The organism is Mycobacterium sp. NGS34 (genome assembly GCF_059812845.1).
Genome location: NZ_JCALDM010000001.1, coordinates 735,261 through 754,678, shown reverse-complemented (window position 1 = coordinate 754,678; position 19,418 = coordinate 735,261). Strand labels below are relative to the sequence as shown.

Here is a 19,418-nt window from a genome sequence, read left to right as displayed (position 1 = left end):
TCGGTTGCTCACTGCCACGTTACGAACCGTCGTCTCCCCCTCTCCCCGATTCACCCGGGCCCTCCTGGTCCCAGGTGCCGGGCACCATCGGCACCCGCGGCCCGCCGCCGAACTCGTCGCCGGCCAGCTTGGTCAACCCGGCCGCCCCCACGGCGGCGTCATTTGGTGCGGTCCCGGCGAATCCCAGCCGTCCGGCGCCGCTCCCGGACGCCACGGCCGAGGCGAGCTCGTACTCCGGCGGTACGCCGATGTCGGAATCCATGTCGAGGAATTCGTCGCCGTATTCGCGCATTGCCGCCCGCCGGCGCCGGCGCGCCCGCGCCTCCGCCCGGACGGGCGCCGCCGCGCCGGCCGCCGGGATGGTGGCCGCCGGCGCCTTGATGCCGCCTCGCGGACCCACCGTCGGCCCGGCCTCCGGGCCCGCACCGGCGCCGAAAGCCACCAGGTAGGGGAAGGTTCCGGTGGCAGCCGCCGGGGCGGGCGCGGCGGGCGCACCGGATGCCGCGGGCACGGACGCGGGGGCACCGGCGGGCGTGGCGACCGCCGACGGGGCCACGCCGGCGACCGGCCACACCGAGGAAGCGGTTGCCGCGAGAGCCGGTACGCCCGCCGCCCCCGCCGCGATCGGCGCCGCGATCGGCGCGAGCTCACCCAACGGCAGGGTGATCTGTCCCAGGCTTAGGCTGACGCCCAGCGACAGCGCCATGAGCATGGGACCGTACGTGGCGATGGGCGAAATCACCTCGTAGGCGGCAAAGAACAGCAACGGAGCGTAGGCCACCAGCGCCGCTTCCGGGTTCGCCGCGAACGCGGCAACGATCTGCTGGAGCGTCCCGACGGGATTCTGCAGTAGGCCCGAGAATTGGCTGGCCCCCTGCTCGTAGAAGTTCACTAAGGACTGCAGCGGTTGCAGAAGCCCCGAGAACGGATTGCTCTGCGCCGCGGCGTTCTGATTCACGATGCTGGGCGCCGGCGTGGTGCGCGGCGCCGAGGCCAGCGCCCCGCCGGAGGCGGCCTGGTACGCGCCCATCGTGGTGGCGGCCTGCACCCACATCCGCACGTAGTCCGCTTCGTTGAGCGCGATCGGAATCGTGTTGATCCCAAAGAAGTTCGTCGCCATCAGGACGCCGTGGATGACGTGGTTGGCGGCCAGCTCCACCAGGGTCGGCATCGCCGCCAGCGCGCTGGTGTAGGCAGCCGCGGCGACCTCGTGCTGCGCCGCCACGCCCGCGCTGTCGGCGCTGGCCTGCTGCAGCCACGCCAGGTACGGGGCGTGTGCCGCCACGTACTGCTCGGCGCTCGGCCCCTGCCACCCGCCCGCCTGCACCGCCCCCAGAAGCCCGCTGAGTTCGGCCGCAGCCGAAGCGTATTCGGCGCTGAGCGCCGACCAGGCCCCGGCGGCCGCCAGCAGCGACCCCGGTCCCGGACCGGTGCTCAGCAACGCCGAATGCACTTCCGGCGGCGAAGCCATCCAAACGGGCGCCGTCATGTTCTAGCCGCCCGCCACCCCGTAGGTCGCGGCCGCCGCGGCGTCACCGGCGAGATAGCTTGCGCCGGACTCACCCACGCCCACGCCGGCGCGGCCGAGCTCTTCGACACCCTGGGCGGCGACGGCGGCGTGCTCCTGCCCCTGCGCGCTGAACCCCGCCGCCGTCTGCAGCGACACGGGATCCGCCGCCGGCGGCACCACCGCCGTAATCGCGGGGGCCGCCGCCGCGTGCGCGGCCGCCAGCCGCGCCGTCAGCGCCTCCACGGCCGCGCTGGCCGCGGCCAGGCCCTCGGGAACCACTCGCAACGTCATGACTAACTCCCCTTCTGTTGCGTTTCACCAAACATGGCGGCCTCACCGATCAACGGGTTGACCAATTGCACGTGCGTCGGAACGTCGCTGTCGCCCAGCAGAACCCCGCGGCCGGCCGGCATCCGGCCGAACCGCTGGCCCCGGATCTTGCCGCTGTCTTGCGGGTTGCCGGACAGCATCAGCGTGGTCGCCTGCAGGTCGTTGAAGCGGCGCAGCAACGGGCTGGTCATCAGCCCGTGGGCCGAGCCGGTGGCGCGCGCCGTGACGATCACCCGCAGCCCCAGATCACCGGCCTGCGAAAGCTGCGCGATCAGCGGGGTCCACGGCCGCTGCCCGATGTACGGGCCGCTCATCGCCGGCGCGTCCGGTATCTGGTCGACGTCGTCGATGATCAGGTAATGGGTGTGGCCCTGGTAGGTCCAGCGGGACAGCTCCCCGGGTGACAGGCCGGCCGGCGGCCGCCGCGACTCGATGATGTTGGCCAGACCCAGCATCGCGGGGGCGACCCGGTCGATGTTGGCCGTGTATTCGTTGTCGGGGAACAACGGCTCGTCGACCAGGTGCAGCCGCCGATCCAGCACCGTGAAGGCGACCTGGTCGGCGGTGGAGTGCTCGCGGATGGTGCGGATGACGTGGCGCAGCAGGGTCGTCTTACCGGACTTGCTGTCGCCGAACACCATCAGCAGCGGGTGCTCGGCGAAGTCGAGGACGACCGGCGCGAGGTCCTCTTCGCGCTGGCCGATGACCACCTTCTCCGCGCCGCGGTAGAGCGGCCCCAGCGCGTCGGGCGCGAGGTTGTTGGGCAGCAACCGAACCGGCGGCGCGGAGACGCCGGGGTAACGCGCGTTGATCGCGTCCAGCTGGTCCAGTTCGGGAGCCGCGAACAGGAAATGCTCGGCGGCCATGGTCAATCCGCGGCCGGGCTGGTCGTGCGGGACGGCCTCGGCCGGGCGGCGCAGCGCGCCGACCAGCCGCACGTTGCTGTCCCGCGCGTCGTGCAGCTTGAGCTCGAGCCGCAGCCCGAGGCCGTCGCGCATCGCCAGCGGCACCTCCAGCCAGCTCGGCGTGGTGATCACGACGTGGATGCCGTAGGCGAGGCCGACATTCACCAATTCGGTCACCTTGGCCAGCAAGGGATTACGGGTGTTGAACTGGTCGGTGTTGTCGCGCCCGAACGCATACAGGTTGTCGATGACCAGGAACACCTCGCCGTAACCGTCGTCGGGGGCGGACCCGTGCTTCTCCCGGAACGCCTCGCGCTGCTGGCGCGACAGCAGCAACTGCTCCAGCTCGCCGAAGGTGCGGCGGATGCGTTCGGGTTCCAGCGCCGACGCGACGCTGCCGACGTGCGCCAGGCCGTCCAGCGCCCGCAGCTGCCCGCCGCCGTAGTCCAGGCAGTAGAACGTGACCTCGCGCGGCGAGTGCAGGTTGGCCGCCGACAGGATGAAGGTCTGCAGCGCGGTCGATTTCCCGGACTTCGGGCCGCCGTGGATCACCATGTTCCCCGCCGAGGACGCGGCGTCGAAAACCAGTGGGTCGCGGCGCATCTCGAATGGCTTGTCGATCTCGCCCAGCGGCCAGCGCCATTGCCCGTGGGGCACCCCGGCGCGGGCCAGCACCGCGGTCAGCGGTATCGGTTCGTCCAGCGGCGGCAGCCACAGCTGCGGCGCCCGCGGCCCGTATCCGGCCAACTGTTCGCCGATCGTCGCGATCAGCTTGCGCGGCGGCCCAACGGCTTCCTCGTCCTCGCCGGTGGAAATCACGGTGCCGTGATCGGGCTCCACCATCCCGGCCGGGAACAGCTTTGGCTCTGGATTCGAATGCACTACAAGCGTTTTCGTCTTCTGCGGGGGCTCGTAGATGCCGTCGACATACGTGCTGCGGAACTTGATCGGCGTCGCGCCCGGGGCGGGCACCAGGAAGCCGACGCCCTTGTGCTCCTTGCCGGACTCGATGTGATAGGCGTCTTCCACGCCGATGATCTGGCGGGACACGCTGGGGCTGGCCACCTTCAACCCGATGCGGTAGGAGGTGTTCTTGTCGATGTCCTTGATCTTGCCCACGTCCAGCGTCTGGGACGCGAACAGGATGTGGATGCGGAACGAGCGGCCCTTGCGGGCCACGTAGTCGAACAGCTCCGCGTACTCCGGGTGGTCGGCCAGCATCAGGGTGAACTCGTCGGCGACCACGAACAGCGTTGGGAGCGACGGCAAGTCATGACCGGCCGCGATCGCGTTCTCGTACTCGGTCACCGAGTTGAACGCGCTGCCCTGCACGCGGCGTCCCGCCTCGCGCAGCAGGGTCTCGCGCCGCGCCACCTCGCCGCGCAGCGTGTCGGCGAACCGGTCAGCGAGCGACTTCTTCTCGGCCATGTTCGAGATCACCGCGACGACCTGCGGGAAGTTCCGGAAGCTGTCGGCGCCGGCCTCGCCCTTGAAGTCGGCGTAGATGACGATCAGCCGGTCGGCCGAGTGGGTTGTCAACAGCGACAACAGGATCGACATCAGGGTCTGCGACTTGCCGGAGCCGGTCATACCGATCATCAGGCCGTGCGGGCCCATGCCGCCCTCGGCCTCGTCCTTGAGGTCGAACATCAGCGGCTCGCCGGTTGCGGTGACGCCGATCGGAACGCGCAGCTCGTCGTCGCGGCGGCGCGGCGCCCACATGGTCGACACGTCCAACTGCGACGCGTCGCCGATGCCCAGCAGCGTGGTGAAAGTCGCGCCTCGGGTGGCGGCGGAACGCAATCCGGCGTGGGTCGGGTTGGAGTCCCACCGCGACAGCTGACGGGCCAGGTGCGCGGCCTCGGCGGCGCCGAGCTGATCCGCGCTGTCGATGTACGGTTGCCAGCCGCCGGTCTGCCAGCGCTCGATTACCCCGCGCGCGACTCGCAGGATCGGCCTTTCGGGATCCGAATACTGCTCCCGGTGCGGGGGCGTCGCGGAGCAGTGCACGACCGTGACACCCGCCCGGCCCAGCGCCAGCGCCGAGCCGTTCAGGTCGTAGTCGGGGTCGTCGACGACGATCAGCAAGTGCCGCAACGCATCCGCGGGCTCACCCGTGAACGCGGGCCGGTCGACGAGCGCCGATCCCAGCGCCGCGACGAGCTCGTCGGCGTCCGTCGACAGGAAGCGGGCCGGGCCGACGCCGTCGAGCTCGCCGGGAATGTCGACGTGCGGCAGCCACTTCAGCCACGACCAGTCCGAGCCCTCCAGGTCGCGCGCGGCCAGCGCGACTCCGAGCACGGTCGGGTCGTGCCACGTCACCGCCTGAGCGATCCAGGCGCGCAACGCCGCCCGCACGTCCGTCACCTCACCGACGACCGTGATCCGCGAGACCTTGGTCAGGTCGATCCCGGTCGGCACGTCGCGCACGGTGCGCTGGGTGTCGAGCAGACTACGTAATGCGCTGTGCGACACCGGCTCCAGGTCGATCTCGGCGGCGGTGTCGTTGACGCGCAGCGCGGTGTCCAGGGGCACCTGGTGGCGTCCGGCCCGCAGCACCAGAAAGTCGGGGTCGTGCGGGTCGCGCTCCCACTGGCGGCGCGATCCGGGCACCGCCGCGAGGCCGGCCGGGTCCGGGTGGGACCACTCGGCGGCCGCCCGCTGCTGGGCGGCCTGCGTCCGGATATTGTCCCGGACCACCGACAGGTAACGCAGGTAGTCGGCGCGCTCGGCGTCGACCTCCTCGGTGCGCGTCTTATTGTCGTTGCCGCGATAGAGCGCGGTCGCCGCCAGCAGCAACACGAACGGGAAGAACAGCGTCTGCGGAGAGATCACCCGCATGCCGGTGGCAACCAGGGCCACCACCATGCCCACGATCAGGATCACCAGCACGTAGGGCATCGCCCGGCGCAGGAACGACGGCGGAATCACCCGGGGCAGCTCCGGCGGCGCCTCGATGGCGATGGTGCCCTTGCGGGTGGCCGGCGGCGCCAGCCGCCGGCGCGCCTCGAAGATCAGTCGGCTCATCGGCCCTCCCCCTCCGCCGAGACCGGGCGCCCGGGCCTGGCGTCGGGCGCCAGGCCGTCATGGGCCAGCAGCGCGTCGGCGCGCGACAGCGTCGGACCCGGCGCGAACAACGACAACACCGACCACGGCACCGGCACGGCGGGCGGGTTCAGGCCAAGGGCCTCAACGGTTTTCGAGCGGGCCGCGCCGTCTCCGGTCTCGGTGTCGATGCCGTAGCGCACCCCGGTGTCGGAGACCCAGAACAACGACCCGGCGGCCGGCGCCGCCGGCCCGCCGCCCACCGTCTGCGTGAAGTACCCCGTGCCCGGCGCCAGGGCGACGCGGGTCGCGATGCCCGGGGCGCCACCGCCGACCAGGTCAACAGTGCGTATCCCCTCGGACACCGGCAGCACCGAGCCGGAAAGCAGGCCGAGCGTGCTGGTCGCGGCCCCGGCCGGCTTGCTCCAGTGGGCGCAGGTGACGGGATCCTTCGCCGCGTCGACGAGCGCGACCTGCTGATCGGGATAGCGGGTCGTGTCGAGCATCCGCGACACCGGCAGCTTGGACACCTCGTCGGCGCCGAGCCGCGGCGGTTGTTCCAGGCCATAGGAATTGGAGTTACGCAGGATCGCGGCGAGCACCGGCGAAATCGGCTGCAGCCCGTCGGGCAGCACCGCGTAGTAGTGCAAGCTCTGCTCCAGACCGTAGGAGACGACCACGCCACCAACCGGGGCCGGCACCGAAAAGCCCGCGGGCCCACCGGCGTTCGGGATCGACGGCGCGGTCAGCGCCGGCGATTCGGGTATCGCGTTGAACAGCCCCTGCGCGATCGGCCGCGCCGCGGGCACTTCCGGACCCAGGCCCAGCGCGTTGGTAACCGCGTGGTTCGCCAGGTCGATCTGGCTGCGCTTGCCGTCCCAGAGCAGCCAGGTGCCGGCGCCTCGATCATTCGGGAAGTCGACCAGGATTCCCTGATTGGCGCGGATCGCGCCCGCCCGCGCGCCTTCGCCGTCGGGACGGCCCGCCACCACGGTGACACCCGTGCTGTGGGCACCGTGTGATGTTCCGCTGACGGCGTCGCACACCGTCCAGTCGGCGTCGTGCGAGGCGTTCTGCACCATCCGCTCAGGGGCGCCCGGGATGCCGATCAGGTTGCCGCGCGGAAAGCGGTCCAGCTCAGAGCTTTTCACCGTGGTCGGGTTGACCGGCTTGCCGACGATCAGGCGGGCCGAGGTCAAATTGAGCACCGGGTGCAGCTCCTCGCCCACCCGCACGTACAGCGCCGCGGTCGACCGGTCGGCGAGCACCGCGTTGTTACCCGCCGAGCCGCTGGGCCGGATCAGCGAGAACACGAAGCAGCCCGCCAGCCCGGTGATCAGGATGAGGCCGCCCATCAGCACCGCGCGCGACTGGGTGCGCAGCGGGTCGACCAGCATCCTCGTGTCGTGCAGGGCGATGCCGGATGCGATCCGGCGCATCACGAAGCGCCAACCCGTCACCTGGTGGCGCGTGACGAAGCCGCGGCGGTATTCGACCCTGTGGGGGTTGTCGTTGACCGGGGTCCGGGACGCGAACGAGCGCCGATCCCCTTCGGGCTCGTGGTTATTGGTCGTCATGCCGGCACCGACAGCCCGAGACCGCGCAGCAGCGGCTCCACCGACTTCTCGACGTCCTGGTCGGTGATCGTCATCAGCTCCTCGTCACTGAATTCCCCGGTCCCGGCGTGATCCGAATGGTCAAGCCGGAATTCTCGTTCTTCCTCGGAGCGTTCGACGATGTTGCGGACGAACCGGCCGTTGCCGGCAATGTCGAGGTTGCGCCGCGAAATTCCGTTGGCGTCGGGCGTCGACGCGGTGGCCAGCTTGGAGAACAAGGCCTCCATGTGCTCGAGCGCGGCGGGCTCGAAGACGCTGTCGCGTTGCTCGGCCATCTTGTGCGCGATCTCCACCAGCTCACCGGGCGCGTAGGAGGGAAAGTCGATGTTGCGGGTGAACCGGGACCGCAGGCCCTCGTTGGTGTCGAGGAACTTGTCCAGATCGGCCCGGTAGCCGGCGATGATGACCACCAGCCGGTCGCGGTCGTTTTCCATGCGGGCCAGCAGGGTGTCGATAGCCACCAGCCCGAAGTCGTTCTTGGCGCCGGTGGCCACCAGGGCGTAGGCCTCGTCGAGGAACAGCACCCCGTCCAGCGCGCTGTCGATGATCGCGTTGGTCTTGGCCTCGGTCTCGCCGATGTGCTGACCGATGAGGTCGGCGCGGTGCACCTCGCGGATGTTTTCCCGCTTCAAAAGCCCTAGCCCGCAATAGATCTTGGCCACGACGCGGGCGATGGTGGTCTTACCGGTCCCGGGCGGCCCGGCGAACACGAGGTGGTGGGTGCGTTGCGCCACCGTGAGCCCGCGCTGCTTGCGCACCAGCTCCATGGCCACCGAGCTCTTCAGCCGCGACACCTGGTTCTTGACCTCGTCGAGCCCGATGAATTCGGCGAGCTGGCGTTCGGCCTCGTGCAGCAGCGCGGCCTTGCGCTCGTGGGCCGCCGGGTCGACGAAGTCGTCGGCGCTGGGCTCGGTGGCGGGGTCCCAGGGGTCGGTGCGGGCATCGATGCGGGCCGCCGTCGTGGTCACGATCCCAAAGCTGGTGTCGGACAAGGCCTGTTCGATCTGCTCGTTGGCGGGGTGCGCGGCGTACAGGTCGTGCAGCACGTCGCTCGCCGACTCCTCGTCGACGTGCGCCCGCAGCACCAGCGCCTTGGCCAGCGCGCCGTCGACCGCCGCGACCGCGACGGGACCGTCGGGTTCCTCGAGGTACGACAGCGCGGGCGCGAACATGCCCAGGCGCGCCAGCGCGGTGCCCAGCGTGACTTTCGCCGCGTGCGAGAAGGTTTCGTCGAGATCGGTGTCGTTGACGATCGGGGTGAGCAGCTTGACGACGTCCGACCAGCGCTCGGCCCGGTAGTTGACGACGACGGCCACCCAGCGGGCCTCGCGCCAGCTCGGGCGGCGTTCGATGAGGTCGGCGACGATCCGGGCGGCGTCGGCAAACCGCCCGTCGGTTGCCAGCGCCGCCGCGTAGGCGAGGTGGAAATCGTCGGGCGTGGCGGCGCGGAACTGTAGGTACAGGCCGGTGTCGTAGCGGAAACCCAGGGCCCCGGGCGCCAGCTCCACATGGCGCTGCAGCGCGCCGGCCGTGGTCGCGGTGGCCGAGACAGCCTCCAACACCCGCAGGGAGACGTCGCCGGCCGCGGCCAGGCCGGTCCAGGCGTCGCACTGGTCGTGCGCGACGCGCGTCAGCGCCGTGAACCCGGTGCGGGCGGCGGCCAGATCGGCGGGGCGCTGGCGTTCGTAGACCGCGATGCCGAGCGCGCGACAACACGTGGCGAACCGGCTCACGATGTCGCCGTCTATCCGGCCGTCCGGCCGAGAATTTGCAGGCCGAGCTGCGAGCACGCCGGCGTCACCGCGTTCCACGGCTGTTACTTCCCATCTATGTAGCTTCCCCTAACCTAACCTGCCTGAAGTTAGCATTGCCTAAGCTGGATGTCGAGGCACCCCCGGTTCATCCGACTCGGCCGCCGCCTCCCTTTTCGCCACCGCTGACCAGGGCATTCCGACCGGCCACCCTAGACCAACTGAGCTTACTGAAAATCGTTTTCATTATCAAAACCGTCGGGCGCCCAGGTTTGCGGCATCATCGGCACCGACGGGCCGCCGCCGAACTGGTCGCCGGCCAGCGTGGCCAGGCCCGCCGCCCGGGCCGCCTCCGCGCGGGCGGTCCCGGCGAAGCCCAGGGCGCCGGCGCCGAGGTCGGACGCGACGGTCGCGGCCCTGTCGAGGCCGGGCTCTTCGTCCGTTCCCCACTCCGGGTCGACGTACTCGTACCGGTAGCCGCGGTGGTGGTCGTTCATCGCCGCCCGGCGCCGACGGCGCGCCCGGTCACGTTGTCGCGCCGCCACCCCGGCGGCGGCCGCGGCCGCGGCGCTATCGGGTTCCGGCGCCTTTCGCCGAGCGGCGGTGCCCATCCCGGTGTCCGCCCCGATCGTCGGGCCGCCAACCAGGTACGGAAAGGCCCCGCCGGCGACGCCGGCGGGCGGCGGGGGCGGGGGCCCGGCCGCCACCGACGCCGTGGCCGGCGCGGGCGCCGGAGCCGGCGCCGAGGAGGGCGCCGAGCCCGGGGCGGAGGAAACGCTCACGGCGGGCGAGCCGGTCGCCACCGGAGCGCTCACGGTGTCCGGGATCGGCGCGTCCGCCACCGGGGCCGGGGCGGGTGGTATCCCGGCCAGCCCGCTCAGGCCCGCGAAGCCGGCCGCGAAGCCGGGCGTGACCACCGCCGAGGCGAGCGCGAGCGGCACGATCGTCTGCAATTGCGGAAAGGTGTCCAACACCTCGCCCACGTGGGTGAACTCGTCCGCAACCAACAGCGGGATATCGTTCTCGACCTGCGCTATGGACTCGGCGGGGTTTTCCGGGAATTCCTCGAGGTCGCGGCCCAGCGTCTGGGTGACTTCGGTGAGCCGGTTGACCCACCAACTCCATTGGGTCGGGTCGCCGCCGTCGTTGTCGATGATGTCGCCGCTGTCGCCGGTGTCGGAGCCGTCGCTGTTGTCGTCGGCGGCGTGCAGGATCTGTGGTGCCGCATCGGTCTGCGGCGCGGCGGCCACCGCCGTGCCGGCGACGGTCTGATAGGTGGCCATCGTGGTGGCCGCCTGGATCCACATCCGCACGTAGTCGGCCTCGTTCAGCGCGATGGGGATCGTGTTGATGCCGAAGAAGTTCGTCGCCAGCAGCACCGCGTGAATCGCGTGATTGGCGGCCAGCTCCAGCAGGGTCGGCATCGCGGCCAGCGCCGCGGTGTAGGCGGCGGCCGCGGTCTCGTGCCGGGCGGCCGCCGACGCGCTGGTGACGCTGGCCCGCGTCAGCCACGCCAGGTAGGGCGCGTGCGCGGCCGCGTACTGCGCCGCGGTGGGCCCCTCCCAGGCCCCGGCCTGGACCGCGGCCAGGACGGAGGTGAGTTCGTCGGCGACCGACGCGTACGTCGCGCTCAGCGAGCTCCACGCCGCGGCGGCGCCCAGCAGCCCGCCGGGTCCGGGACCGCTGCTCAGCTGCGCCGAATGGATCTCCGGCGGCGACGCCATCCACACGGGCGCGGTCATAGCGGCGACGACTCCTTAGCGATCCGGGCTGGACTTGACGGCCGCCTGGGCCGTCGGGCGGCGTCACGAGCCCGTAGGAGTAGTCGCTAACTGGCGCGGGAAAGTTCCCGTCGGTTTCGGTCAGTCCTTGACGGCGCTGACCAGGGTGTTGCGGGCGATCATCGGGCCGGCCTCGGTGTCCGGGCCGGGCACCGGCCGCCCGACCTGTCGCAGGTAATCGGCGAGCGGGGTCCCGACGGCGGTCCATCCGCGCCGGCCGAACCACTCGGTGGCCGGGGCGTGCTGCTCGTTGTAGACCAACCGGAAGAACAGGCGCTGGTCGCCCTCGGCGGCGGCGGCGCGTTCTTCCTCGACCGCGGCCTCGAATTCGTCGGGCTCGAGGGGGGCGCCGTCCTCGATCGCGACGTGGCTGCCGGGCCCGGCCAGGCCGTCGACGCCGGTGAACAGCTGCTCCTGCGCGGTCGCGGGCAGATAGATCAACAGGCCCTCGGCGATCCAGGCCGACGGCTTGGCCGCGTCAAAACCGCTGTCCCGCAGGGCCTGCGGCCAGTCGTCGCGGAGGTCGACGGCCACCTCGCGACGGTCGGCGCGCGGCTGGGCGCGGTGCTCGGTGAGCACCTCGCGCTTGAAGTCCAGGACCTGCGGGCGGTCCAGCTCGAAGATCGTCGTCGCGCCCGGCCAGTCCAGCCGGTAGGCGCGGGAGTCGAGCCCGGCGGCCAGGATGACCACCTGCCGCACGCCCGCGTCGGCGGCCCGGCGAAAGTATTCGTCGAAGTACCTGGTGCGGGCGCCCTGGAAGTTGACGAAATGCACGCCGAAGTCCTCGGACTTCAGCGGGTGGTCGGGGTTCTTGCCGTCGAGGACGTCTGCCGAGGGACCGCCCACGGCACGGCAGAACAGTTCCGCGTACGGGTCGACGGCCAGCGGGTCGGGCTTCTGCGCCTCCAGCGCTCGGGCGGTCGCGACGAACAGCGCCGTCGAACCGACACTCGTTGTGATGTCCCAGGTATCACCTTCGCTACGCACTCAACCGACACTACGCCGACGGTTTCTGGCGGCCCGCCGCCGCGGCCGCGTCCGGGTCCCAGGTGCCCGGCAGCATCGGCGCCCTTGGGCCGCCTCCCAATTCGCTGCCGGCCAGCGTGGTTAAGCCCGCCGCTGCGGCGGCCTGGCGCGCCGCCGTGCCGGCGAACCCCAACGTGCCGCCGCCCCGCTCCGACGCCGCCGTCGACGGGCCCTCGTCCCAGTCCGGGTCGACGTCGACGTTCATGTCGAGGAATTCGTCGGCGTGGTCGCGCAGCTTGGCGCGCCGGCGCCGTCGCGCCCGCGCTGCCTCGCGCGCGGAAGCCGCAGCCGCCGCCGCGGCCGTATCGGGTTCCGGCGCCTTCCTTTTGGCGCTGGAGCTGGCGCCGGCGCCCATTCCCGAGCCGGATCCCATGCCGGGAGGGCCGACCGCGTAGGGGGCGAAGAAACCCGGCGAACCCGCGGCCGCGGGCGGCGCCGTGGGAGCCGGGCCCGCGGGAGCCGGCGTGCCGGAGGGTGTGGGCGCGGGAGCCGGCGCCGAGGCCGGGGCCGCGGCCGGCGCGGCGAAAGTCGGGCCGATCGCGATCGGCACCAGCGGCGGCGCGGTGGGCACGGGTGCCGGCGCGAGGGCGGGAGGGGGCACGGCGGCCAGGCCGGCCAGTCCGCCCAAGCCGCCGAGCGCGCCCAACGGGGCCAGGGCCGGGGCCACCAGTGCCACCGCTGCCGGTTGCGAAACCGCGTAGGCAAGAACTTCTTCGATGTGCAGCGGCCAGTCGAACAGCTCGAGGCTGATCAGGTACTGGAAGGCCTGCACCGGATTTTGGGTCAAGTACACCCCGAACTGTTCGAGGTCCTCGAGTACCTCGAGGGATCGGACCACATAAAAGATCGGTTGGCCCGGGTTGGTAAACGCGTCGTACTCGAGTCCGTTGACGGTGCCCTGGGCGGGGTCCCACGTCACCCCGAAGTTCTGCAGGATTTGCGCGATGAGCTGATTCAGCGGGTTGTCGACCAGCGGATCGTGGGCCAGTTGGACATTTCCGATGCCCAGGTTGTTTTGCAGGAAATCCACCAGCCCCTGGGGCAGGCTGAGCGGGTTGTCGCCCTGGGACAGATTTCCCAGGGCCTGCGAGATCTGCTGCTGGAGGCCCAGCGGGTTCTGCAGAAACTGCTCGATCTGCTGCACGGTCCCCTGGACCAGGTCGCTGCCCGCCGACTGGGCCGGGGTTTGCGCGTCGGATTTGAGGATTTGCGGCGCGGGGGTGGCCGGCGGGGTGGACGCCACGGCCGCGCTGGAGACCGCTTGATAGACGCCCATGGCGGTGGCCGCCTGAACCCACATCCGCACATAGTCGGCCTCGTTGAGCGCGATCGGAATCGTGTTGATCCCAAAGAAATTGGTGGCCACCAACGCACCGTGGACGACGTGGTTGGCGGCCAGTTCCGGCAGCGTCGGCATGGCGGCCAGCGCGGTGACGTAGGCGCCGGCCGCGGTCTCGTGCTGGGCGGCGGCGACCTTACTGTCCGCACCGGCCTGCATGAGCCACTGAAGATACGGCGTATTCGCCGCGACGTACGATTCCGCGCTCGGTCCCTCCCACGCGCCGGCCTGCACCGACGCCAGCAACGCGGTGAGTTCCTCTGCGACGGAGTCGTATTCGGCGCTCAGCAGGTTCCACGCCCCCGCGGCCGCCAGCAACGCCCCCGGCCCCGGGCCGCTGCTCAGCAGCGCCGAGTGCACCTCCGGCGGTGCTGCCATCCAAATCGGCGCGGTCATAGCGCGGCGCTCCTCGGGCTGGGAAGGGTTACCAGACCGAGAGCCTAATGAAAATGATTGTCGTTATCAACCGGGACGGGTAGGCCCCGGCGTCAAACCAACGGCCGCCCCGTCCGGATCCGGCGGTCGACGTCGGCGAGCAGGACGTTGAACGGGAACTGCCGGACGAAGCGCGGCAGCGCGCGGTTGACCACGCGGAGCACGGCCATCAGCCGGTCGAAGCGGCGTTGCCGCGCGGCGTCCCACGGCAGCCGCATCTCATCGCGGAAGCGCTGCGGCAGAAAGCCCGTGGTGATCAACAGCGAGAAGTCATCGGACGCCCGCTGCAGGGTGCGGGGCAACCTCACCCCCCGAATGCGGCCCGCGGCAATGGGATACAGGTACTCCCGGACCGTGTCGTCGATGTGCACCTCGGCCAGCGACTCCTGCCAGTACCGGTCGAAGGCCGTCCGGTCCGGCGGCCACATCTCCGGCGGCACCTGCAGCGTGGTGGCCAGCGCCATGCCCTCGCGGTAATGCCGGTCGGCGTCCTCGCCCTCCAGTTCACCGACGAAGGTGCGGTAGATGTCGACCCCGCCCTTGTACAGGCACGCCCCCACCCACAGCTGCAGGTCGACGTCGAAGGCGTTGTAGGACACCGGGCTGTCCGGGGTGGAGTACACCTGCGCATGGGCGCGGTTCACCGCCCGGCGAAAGGCATCCTTCTGGGCGTCGCTGCCGGCGGTTGCCACCGCGAGGTAGGTGAAGGTGGTGCGCGCCCGTTTGATTGGATGCAGGTCCACCCGGCCGCTTTCGACGCGGCTCTCCAGCACGCCGTAACCGACGCCGGGCCGTGCCAGCTGCATGATCACGTTCGCGGGGCCGGCCAGCAGCGCCACGCCCATCAGCCCCTCGTCGATGCCCAAGCCGCGCCCGCGGCGGGAGTGGCCCGGGCGAGGCGCGTCTGCGACCGCACGCTCCACATGACCGATCGAGTCCGGCATCGCCACGGGCGAATCCCTTCTGCGCAAATTTTGCGAACGTGTGTTTCCTGATGTTGTCCTGTGCCGGTGCCGGTGTCAAGATGGTGGCTATGGCGGAGCCATCCAGAACGCGGCCGTACCGCGGCGTCGAGGCCACCGAGCGGGTGGCCGTTCGCCGTCGGCAGTTCTTGACCGCGGGCCTGGACCTGCTGGGGGCCGACCAGCAGGACATCTCCGCGCTGACCGTCCGCGGCATCTGCGACCGGGCGGGCCTGGCGGCCCGGTATTTCTACGAGAGCTTCAGCGACAAAGATCAGTTCGTCAGCCGGGTGTTCGATTGGGTGGTGGCCGAGCTGGCCGCCACCACCCAAGCCGCCGTGGCGGCGGTGCCGGCACACGAGCAAACCCGCGCGGGGATGGCCAACATCGTGCGGACCATCGCGGATGACGCCCGCATCGGCCGGCTGCTCTTCAACACGCAGCTTGGCGACCCGGTGATCGTGCGCAAGCGCGCCGAATCCAGCGCGCTTTTCGCGATGCTGTCCGGCCAGCATGCCGTCGACACGTTGCGGGCGCCGGCGAACGATCGCGTCAAGGCCGCGGCGCACTTCGCGGTGGGCGGCGTCGGGCAGACCATCAGCGCCTGGCTGGCCGGCGACGTCCGGCTGGAGCCCGATCAGCTCGTCGATCACCTGGCGTCGCTGCTCGATGAACTCACCAACCCAAACCTGTACCGGCTCAAGGAAACAACGGCAGGTGCCACAGCCGCATCCGGGGATCCAGGAGCCACAAGCGCATCATCGTGAGCCGCATGATGCGAATCGCGCCGCGGATCAGCAAGATCGCCAGCGGCACCTCGATGCCCAGCGCGGTTGCCACCGATACGCGCACGTCCGCGGGTCCGGCGGTCATCAGGTCGAACCACGCGTCGCAGATCAGCAGCACGCCCGCGGTGAACGCGGCGAGCACCACCAGCTGGCGACGCAGGTAACCGAGGAGCGCCGTCGCCACCATGAACACGACCAATAGGACGTCGAAACCCACCCACGTGGCGGTCCAGTTGTGGGCGACGTAGTTCGACGGCAGCGTCATGGACAAATACCCCAGCCAGGGAACCATCGCGATGGAGCCACCGATCATCAGGCTCATGCGGGTGCGCCGTATCCGGCTCATGAGCACCGGGTCGATCACGTCGCTCAGCGGCCGCTCCAGCCGGTTGATCAGGTCACGCCGCTGCTCGGGCGTCAGCGCGGCGATCTGAGCGTCGGACAAAATGCCGTTCGTCGTCATGGACATCCCCCGGCTCAGGCACGGTGTTGCCCTTTCAGCGTACGGCCTCCACCGGGGGTCGCCGGTCGGCCGCCGTCTTGGGGACTGCCTTGTTGTCGCTCGCGCTGAATTCCTTGATCCAACAGGCGAATTCCAGCGTGATGCCGTCGGGATCCTGGAAGTAGAAGGAGCGCACGTACACCCCGGGATGCACCGTCGCCGAGACTTGGCGCTCGCTCTCGTCGTGGTTCAGCACCGGCCCGACCCGCACGCCCTTGTCCTTCAGCCGCTGCCGGTAGCCGTCGAACTTCTCGGCCGGCACGTGGAATGCCAGGTGGTTCATGGTGCTCACAGCGCTGGTGATGTCGCCGATGCCCGGGATGGCGCCCGGCGACGAGATGCCCGGCACCCGGTCGGCGGCGTCGGCGAACCAGAAGAACGCGACGCAGTCGCCGTTGCCTGCGTCGAAGAAGAAGTGCTGGCCCGCACCGTCGGGCAGATCGAGCGATTTGATCAGCGGCATGCCAAGGATGTTGGAGTAAAAGTCCACGGTCCGCGCCATGTCGGAACACACCAGTGCGACGTGGTTGATCCCGCCCAGCTCGAATTCCGTGTTGGCGTTGCGCGGCTTGATCATCGTGCGGCTCCCATCGATCCGCGAAAACCTGGTCAAGAACCGAATCTGAATCTAACATCAGGTCCAGTTCTGCTCCAGGAGGTTTGCGCGATTGTCCACTGCGGCCGAACCTGACGAGCGACCCGGCCCCGTCCCGGCGTTTCCGACGCACCGCGGGCGGCAAACGCAGGCCGCGATCGACATGGCCGCCCGGAAGGTGATCGCGCGCAAAGGCATTCTGGCGACCACGATTGCCGACATCGCCGCAGAAGCGGGCCGCTCGGCCGCGTCGTTCTACAACTACTACGACTCCAAAGAGGCGATGGTCCGCCAGTGGGCGCTGCGGTTCCGCGACGAGATCACCGAGCGCGCCCGTTCGGTGACCGAACATGGCCTGTCCGATCGCGAGCGCGCATACGAGGCCGCCGCCGCGCAGTGGTGGACCTATCGCAACCGGCTCGCCGAGGTCATCAGCATTTATCAGCTAGCCATGATCAACGACGACTTCGCGCGGTATTGGGACGAAATCTGCGCTACGCCAATAGCTTTCATCAGCGAGTCGGTCCGGCGCGCCCAGACCGAGGGCCACTGCCCCGACGACGATCCGCGGCTGATCGCCGAGGCCATTTTGGCCATGTTCTACCAGTTCTGCTACACGCAGCTCGCCGGGGCCGGTGAACCCGACGACGCCGCGTGCATCCGCACGCTGGCCAACATCTACTACCGAGCCGTCTATGCCGGCGGAGGGGAGCCGAATTGAGCCGTCAAAACGGCGCCGCGGGCGTGATGCAGGAATTCGTCGGGCTGCCGTCGCCCACGGCGGGCCGCGCCGGGGCCGGCGGGCACCCCTGCCAGGGGCTCTACCACCGCGCGGTGGGACGCAAACCGAAGGTGGCGGTGATCGCCGCGCACTACCAGATCGACTTCGCCGAGCACTATCTCGCCGACTACATCGCCACCCGGGGCATCGGATTTCTGGGCTGGAACACCAGGTTCCGTGGCTTCGAGAGCAGCTTCCTGCTGGACCATGCGCTGGTCGACATCGGCGTCGGTGTGCGTTGGTTGCGCGAGGTGCAGGGCGTGGACTACGTTGTGCTGCTCGGTAATTCGGGCGGCGGTTCGTTGATGGCGGCCTATCAGTCACAGGCGATCGAACCGAACGTGACGCCGTTGGAAGGCATGCGCCCGGCGGCCGGGCTCACCGAGTTGATCCCCGCCGACGGCTTCGTCGCCACTGCCGCCCACCCCGGCCGCCCCGACGTGCTGACGGCGTGGATGGACGCGGCCGTCGTCGACGAGAACGACCCGGTCGCCACCGACGCCGACCTCGACCTGTTCGACGAGCGCAACGGCCCGCCATACTCGCCCGAGTTCATCGCCCGCTACCGCGACGCCCAGATCGCGCGCAACCACGCCATCACCGACTGGGCCGAGCGGGAGCTCAAACGCGTTCGCGCCGTCGGCTTTTCGGACCGGCCGTTCAGTGTGATGCGCACCTGGGCCGATCCCCGCATGGTCGATGCGAGCATCGAGCCGACCAAGCGCCAGCCGAACCTGTGTTACGCGGGCGTCCCCGCCAAGGCGAACCGCTCCGCGCACGGCATCGCCGCCGCCTGCACCCTGCGCAACTGGCTCGGCATGTGGAGCCTGCGGGTGGCCCAGACCCGCGCCGAACCGCACCTGGCGCGCATCACCTCCCCGGCCCTGGTGATCAACGCCGAGGCGGACACGGGCGTCTTCCCGTCGGACGCCAAGCGCATCTTCGACGCGCTCGCCAGCGCCGACAAGACCCGGGCGTCGATCGACAGCGACCACTACTTCACCACCCCGGGCGCGCGCAGCGAGCAGGCCGATACCATCGCCAGGTGGATCACCAAGAGGTGGCGCTGAGAGTTCTCGCCCATTTCGTCCCCGGCGACAGGGTGCTCGACTTCGTTGCGCCAGAATCGGATTGGCTCGACATCCGATGGTGCGCCGAGGACGACGATGCGGGCTTCTATCGGGAACTGCCGCAGGCGGACGTCATCTGGCATGTGCTCCGGCCGCTGTCGGGCGCCGACCTGGGGCGGGGGGCCAAGCTGCGGCTGGTACACAAGCTCGGGGCCGGGGTAAACACGATCGATGTGCAGACGGCGACCGAACGCGGCATCCCGGTCGCGAACATGCCGGGCGCCAACGCGCCGTCGGTGGCCGAGGGGGCGGTGCTGCTGATGCTGGCCGCGTTGCGCCGGCTGCCGGGGCTGGACCGCGCGGTCCGCGAGGGCAGGGGCTGGCCCTCGGACCCGGCGCTGGGTGAGACGGTGCGCGACGTCGGCGGCTGCACCGTCGGTCTGGTCGGCTACGGCAACATCGCCAAGCGGGTGGGCGAGATCGTCACCGCGATGGGGGCGACCGTCGTGCACACCAGCACCGGCGACGACGGCCGGCCCGGCTGGCGGCCGCTGCCGGACCTGCTCGCCGCCAGCGACATCGTCTCGCTGCACCTGCCCCTCACGGCGCAGACCCATCACCTGCTCGACCGCGACGCCCTGGCCCGGATGAAGCCGAATGCGGTGCTGGTCAACACGTCCCGGGGCGCGGTGGTCGACGAAGGCGCGCTGGTCGACGCGCTGCGCGGCGGGCGGCTGGCCGCCGCGGGACTCGACGTTTTCGAGGTGGAACCGGTGGCGCCCGGCAACCCGCTACTCGGCCTGGACAACGTGGTGCTGACGCCGCACGTCACCTGGTACACCGCCGACACCATGCGGCGATACCTGACGGAGGCGGTCGCGAACTGCCGCCGGCTGCGCGACGGGCAACCGCTGGCCCATGTAGTCAACCAACCGACCGGTTGTTAGCTTGGAAGGCGCTGGCCGAAACCAGAGCTGAGAAA

Annotated in this window: 15 protein-coding genes; 4 read left to right on the top strand and 11 right to left on the bottom strand. The window is 70.3% G+C overall.

The annotated features are described in order from the left end of the window. Positions 1-19: 19 nt before the first annotated feature. The 9 genes from AC5Y7V_RS03635 to AC5Y7V_RS03595 all read right to left on the bottom strand — a co-directional run bounded on the left by AC5Y7V_RS03635 (position 20) and on the right by AC5Y7V_RS03595 (position 14,682). Positions 20-1,489 (bottom strand): PPE family protein, encoded by a 1,470-nt coding sequence (locus AC5Y7V_RS03635; protein ID WP_499878661.1) that lies wholly within the window; start codon positions 1,487-1,489, stop codon positions 20-22. 3 nt (positions 1,490-1,492) lie between these two features. Continuing rightward, a complete protein-coding gene (locus AC5Y7V_RS03630; protein WP_499878660.1) occupies positions 1,493-1,801 on the bottom strand; it encodes a PE family protein in 309 nt (102 codons plus the stop codon). Positions 1,802-1,803: 2 nt separating this feature from the next. Beyond that, the gene (gene eccCa / locus AC5Y7V_RS03625) at positions 1,804-5,772 is read right to left on the bottom strand and encodes a type VII secretion protein EccCa (protein ID WP_499878659.1); all 3,969 of its coding nucleotides are present in this window, start codon (positions 5,770-5,772) and stop codon (positions 1,804-1,806) included. Then, complete coding sequence (gene eccB / locus AC5Y7V_RS03620) at positions 5,769-7,367, bottom strand: type VII secretion protein EccB (protein ID WP_499878658.1); 1,599 nt, start codon at positions 7,365-7,367, stop codon at positions 5,769-5,771. The genes eccCa and eccB overlap by 4 nt, the downstream gene beginning before the upstream one ends. Further along, a complete protein-coding gene (eccA, locus tag AC5Y7V_RS03615; protein ID WP_499878657.1) occupies positions 7,364-9,217 on the bottom strand; it encodes a type VII secretion AAA-ATPase EccA in 1,854 nt (617 codons plus the stop codon). Before eccA ends, eccB begins: the two co-directional genes overlap by 4 nt. Before the next feature lie 167 nt (positions 9,218-9,384). Further along, positions 9,385-10,899: a PPE domain-containing protein gene (locus tag AC5Y7V_RS03610; RefSeq protein ID WP_499878656.1), complete on the bottom strand. Its 1,515-nt coding sequence runs from the start codon at positions 10,897-10,899 to the stop codon at positions 9,385-9,387. 120 nt (positions 10,900-11,019) lie between these two features. After that, a complete protein-coding gene (locus tag AC5Y7V_RS03605) occupies positions 11,020-11,925 on the bottom strand; it encodes a class I SAM-dependent methyltransferase (protein WP_499878655.1) in 906 nt (301 codons plus the stop codon). 10 nt (positions 11,926-11,935) lie between these two features. Beyond that, entirely contained in the window at positions 11,936-13,699 is a 1,764-nt protein-coding gene (locus AC5Y7V_RS03600) for a PPE domain-containing protein (protein WP_499878654.1), read from the bottom strand. A 92-nt stretch (positions 13,700-13,791) separates the two neighbouring features. Continuing rightward, positions 13,792-14,682, bottom strand: coding sequence for an oxygenase MpaB family protein (locus AC5Y7V_RS03595; RefSeq protein ID WP_499878920.1), 891 nt, complete (start codon positions 14,680-14,682; stop codon positions 13,792-13,794). An 89-nt stretch (positions 14,683-14,771) separates the two neighbouring features. Between AC5Y7V_RS03595 and AC5Y7V_RS03590 the strand changes: the two genes are divergently transcribed. Further along, positions 14,772-15,467 (top strand): TetR/AcrR family transcriptional regulator, encoded by a 696-nt coding sequence (locus tag AC5Y7V_RS03590; protein WP_499878653.1) that lies wholly within the window; start codon positions 14,772-14,774, stop codon positions 15,465-15,467. On the opposite strand, the gene AC5Y7V_RS03585 is transcribed toward AC5Y7V_RS03590, so the two are convergent. After that, positions 15,400-15,951, bottom strand: coding sequence for a hypothetical protein (locus AC5Y7V_RS03585; protein ID WP_499878652.1), 552 nt, complete (start codon positions 15,949-15,951; stop codon positions 15,400-15,402). The genes AC5Y7V_RS03590 and AC5Y7V_RS03585 overlap by 68 nt on opposite strands. 34 nt (positions 15,952-15,985) lie before the next feature. Beyond that, entirely contained in the window at positions 15,986-16,567 is a 582-nt protein-coding gene (locus AC5Y7V_RS03580) for a VOC family protein (RefSeq protein WP_499878651.1), read from the bottom strand. 91 nt (positions 16,568-16,658) lie between these two features. On the opposite strand from AC5Y7V_RS03580, the gene AC5Y7V_RS03575 reads away from it, so the two are divergent. The 3 genes from AC5Y7V_RS03575 to AC5Y7V_RS03565 are packed head-to-tail and all read left to right on the top strand — an operon-like array spanning position 16,659 to position 19,383. Next, positions 16,659-17,306 (top strand): TetR/AcrR family transcriptional regulator, encoded by a 648-nt coding sequence (locus tag AC5Y7V_RS03575; RefSeq protein WP_499878650.1) that lies wholly within the window; start codon positions 16,659-16,661, stop codon positions 17,304-17,306. Positions 17,307-17,332: 26 nt separating this feature from the next. Then, positions 17,333-18,436 carry an alpha/beta hydrolase family protein gene (locus AC5Y7V_RS03570; RefSeq protein ID WP_499878919.1) on the top strand — a complete coding sequence of 368 codons (1,104 nt, stop codon included), beginning with the start codon at positions 17,333-17,335 and terminating at the stop codon, positions 18,434-18,436. Further along, a complete protein-coding gene (locus tag AC5Y7V_RS03565) occupies positions 18,427-19,383 on the top strand; it encodes a 2-hydroxyacid dehydrogenase (RefSeq protein WP_499878918.1) in 957 nt (318 codons plus the stop codon). The genes AC5Y7V_RS03570 and AC5Y7V_RS03565 overlap by 10 nt, the downstream gene beginning before the upstream one ends. Positions 19,384-19,418: the final 35 nt, after the last annotated feature.

Excerpts from the sequence above, each read along its gene's own strand:
- AC5Y7V_RS03590 (WP_499878653.1), top strand. The coding sequence starts at position 14,772 with ATGGCGGAGCCATCCAGAACGCGGCCGTACCGCGGCGTCGAGGCCACC.
- AC5Y7V_RS03630 (WP_499878660.1), bottom strand. The coding sequence starts at position 1,801 with ATGACGTTGCGAGTGGTTCCCGAGGGCCTGGCCGCGGCCAGCGCGGCC.
- AC5Y7V_RS03570 (WP_499878919.1), top strand. The coding sequence starts at position 17,333 with ATGCAGGAATTCGTCGGGCTGCCGTCGCCCACGGCGGGCCGCGCCGGG.
- eccB (WP_499878658.1), bottom strand. The coding sequence starts at position 7,367 with ATGACGACCAATAACCACGAGCCCGAAGGGGATCGGCGCTCGTTCGCG.
- AC5Y7V_RS03610 (WP_499878656.1), bottom strand. The coding sequence starts at position 10,899 with ATGACCGCGCCCGTGTGGATGGCGTCGCCGCCGGAGATCCATTCGGCG.
- AC5Y7V_RS03595 (WP_499878920.1), bottom strand. The coding sequence starts at position 14,682 with ATGCCGGACTCGATCGGTCATGTGGAGCGTGCGGTCGCAGACGCGCCT.
- AC5Y7V_RS03635 (WP_499878661.1), bottom strand. The coding sequence starts at position 1,489 with ATGACGGCGCCCGTTTGGATGGCTTCGCCGCCGGAAGTGCATTCGGCG.
- eccCa (WP_499878659.1), bottom strand. The coding sequence starts at position 5,772 with ATGAGCCGACTGATCTTCGAGGCGCGCCGGCGGCTGGCGCCGCCGGCC.
- AC5Y7V_RS03600 (WP_499878654.1), bottom strand. The coding sequence starts at position 13,699 with ATGACCGCGCCGATTTGGATGGCAGCACCGCCGGAGGTGCACTCGGCG.
- AC5Y7V_RS03580 (WP_499878651.1), bottom strand. The coding sequence starts at position 16,567 with ATGATCAAGCCGCGCAACGCCAACACGGAATTCGAGCTGGGCGGGATC.
- AC5Y7V_RS03585 (WP_499878652.1), bottom strand. The coding sequence starts at position 15,951 with ATGACGACGAACGGCATTTTGTCCGACGCTCAGATCGCCGCGCTGACG.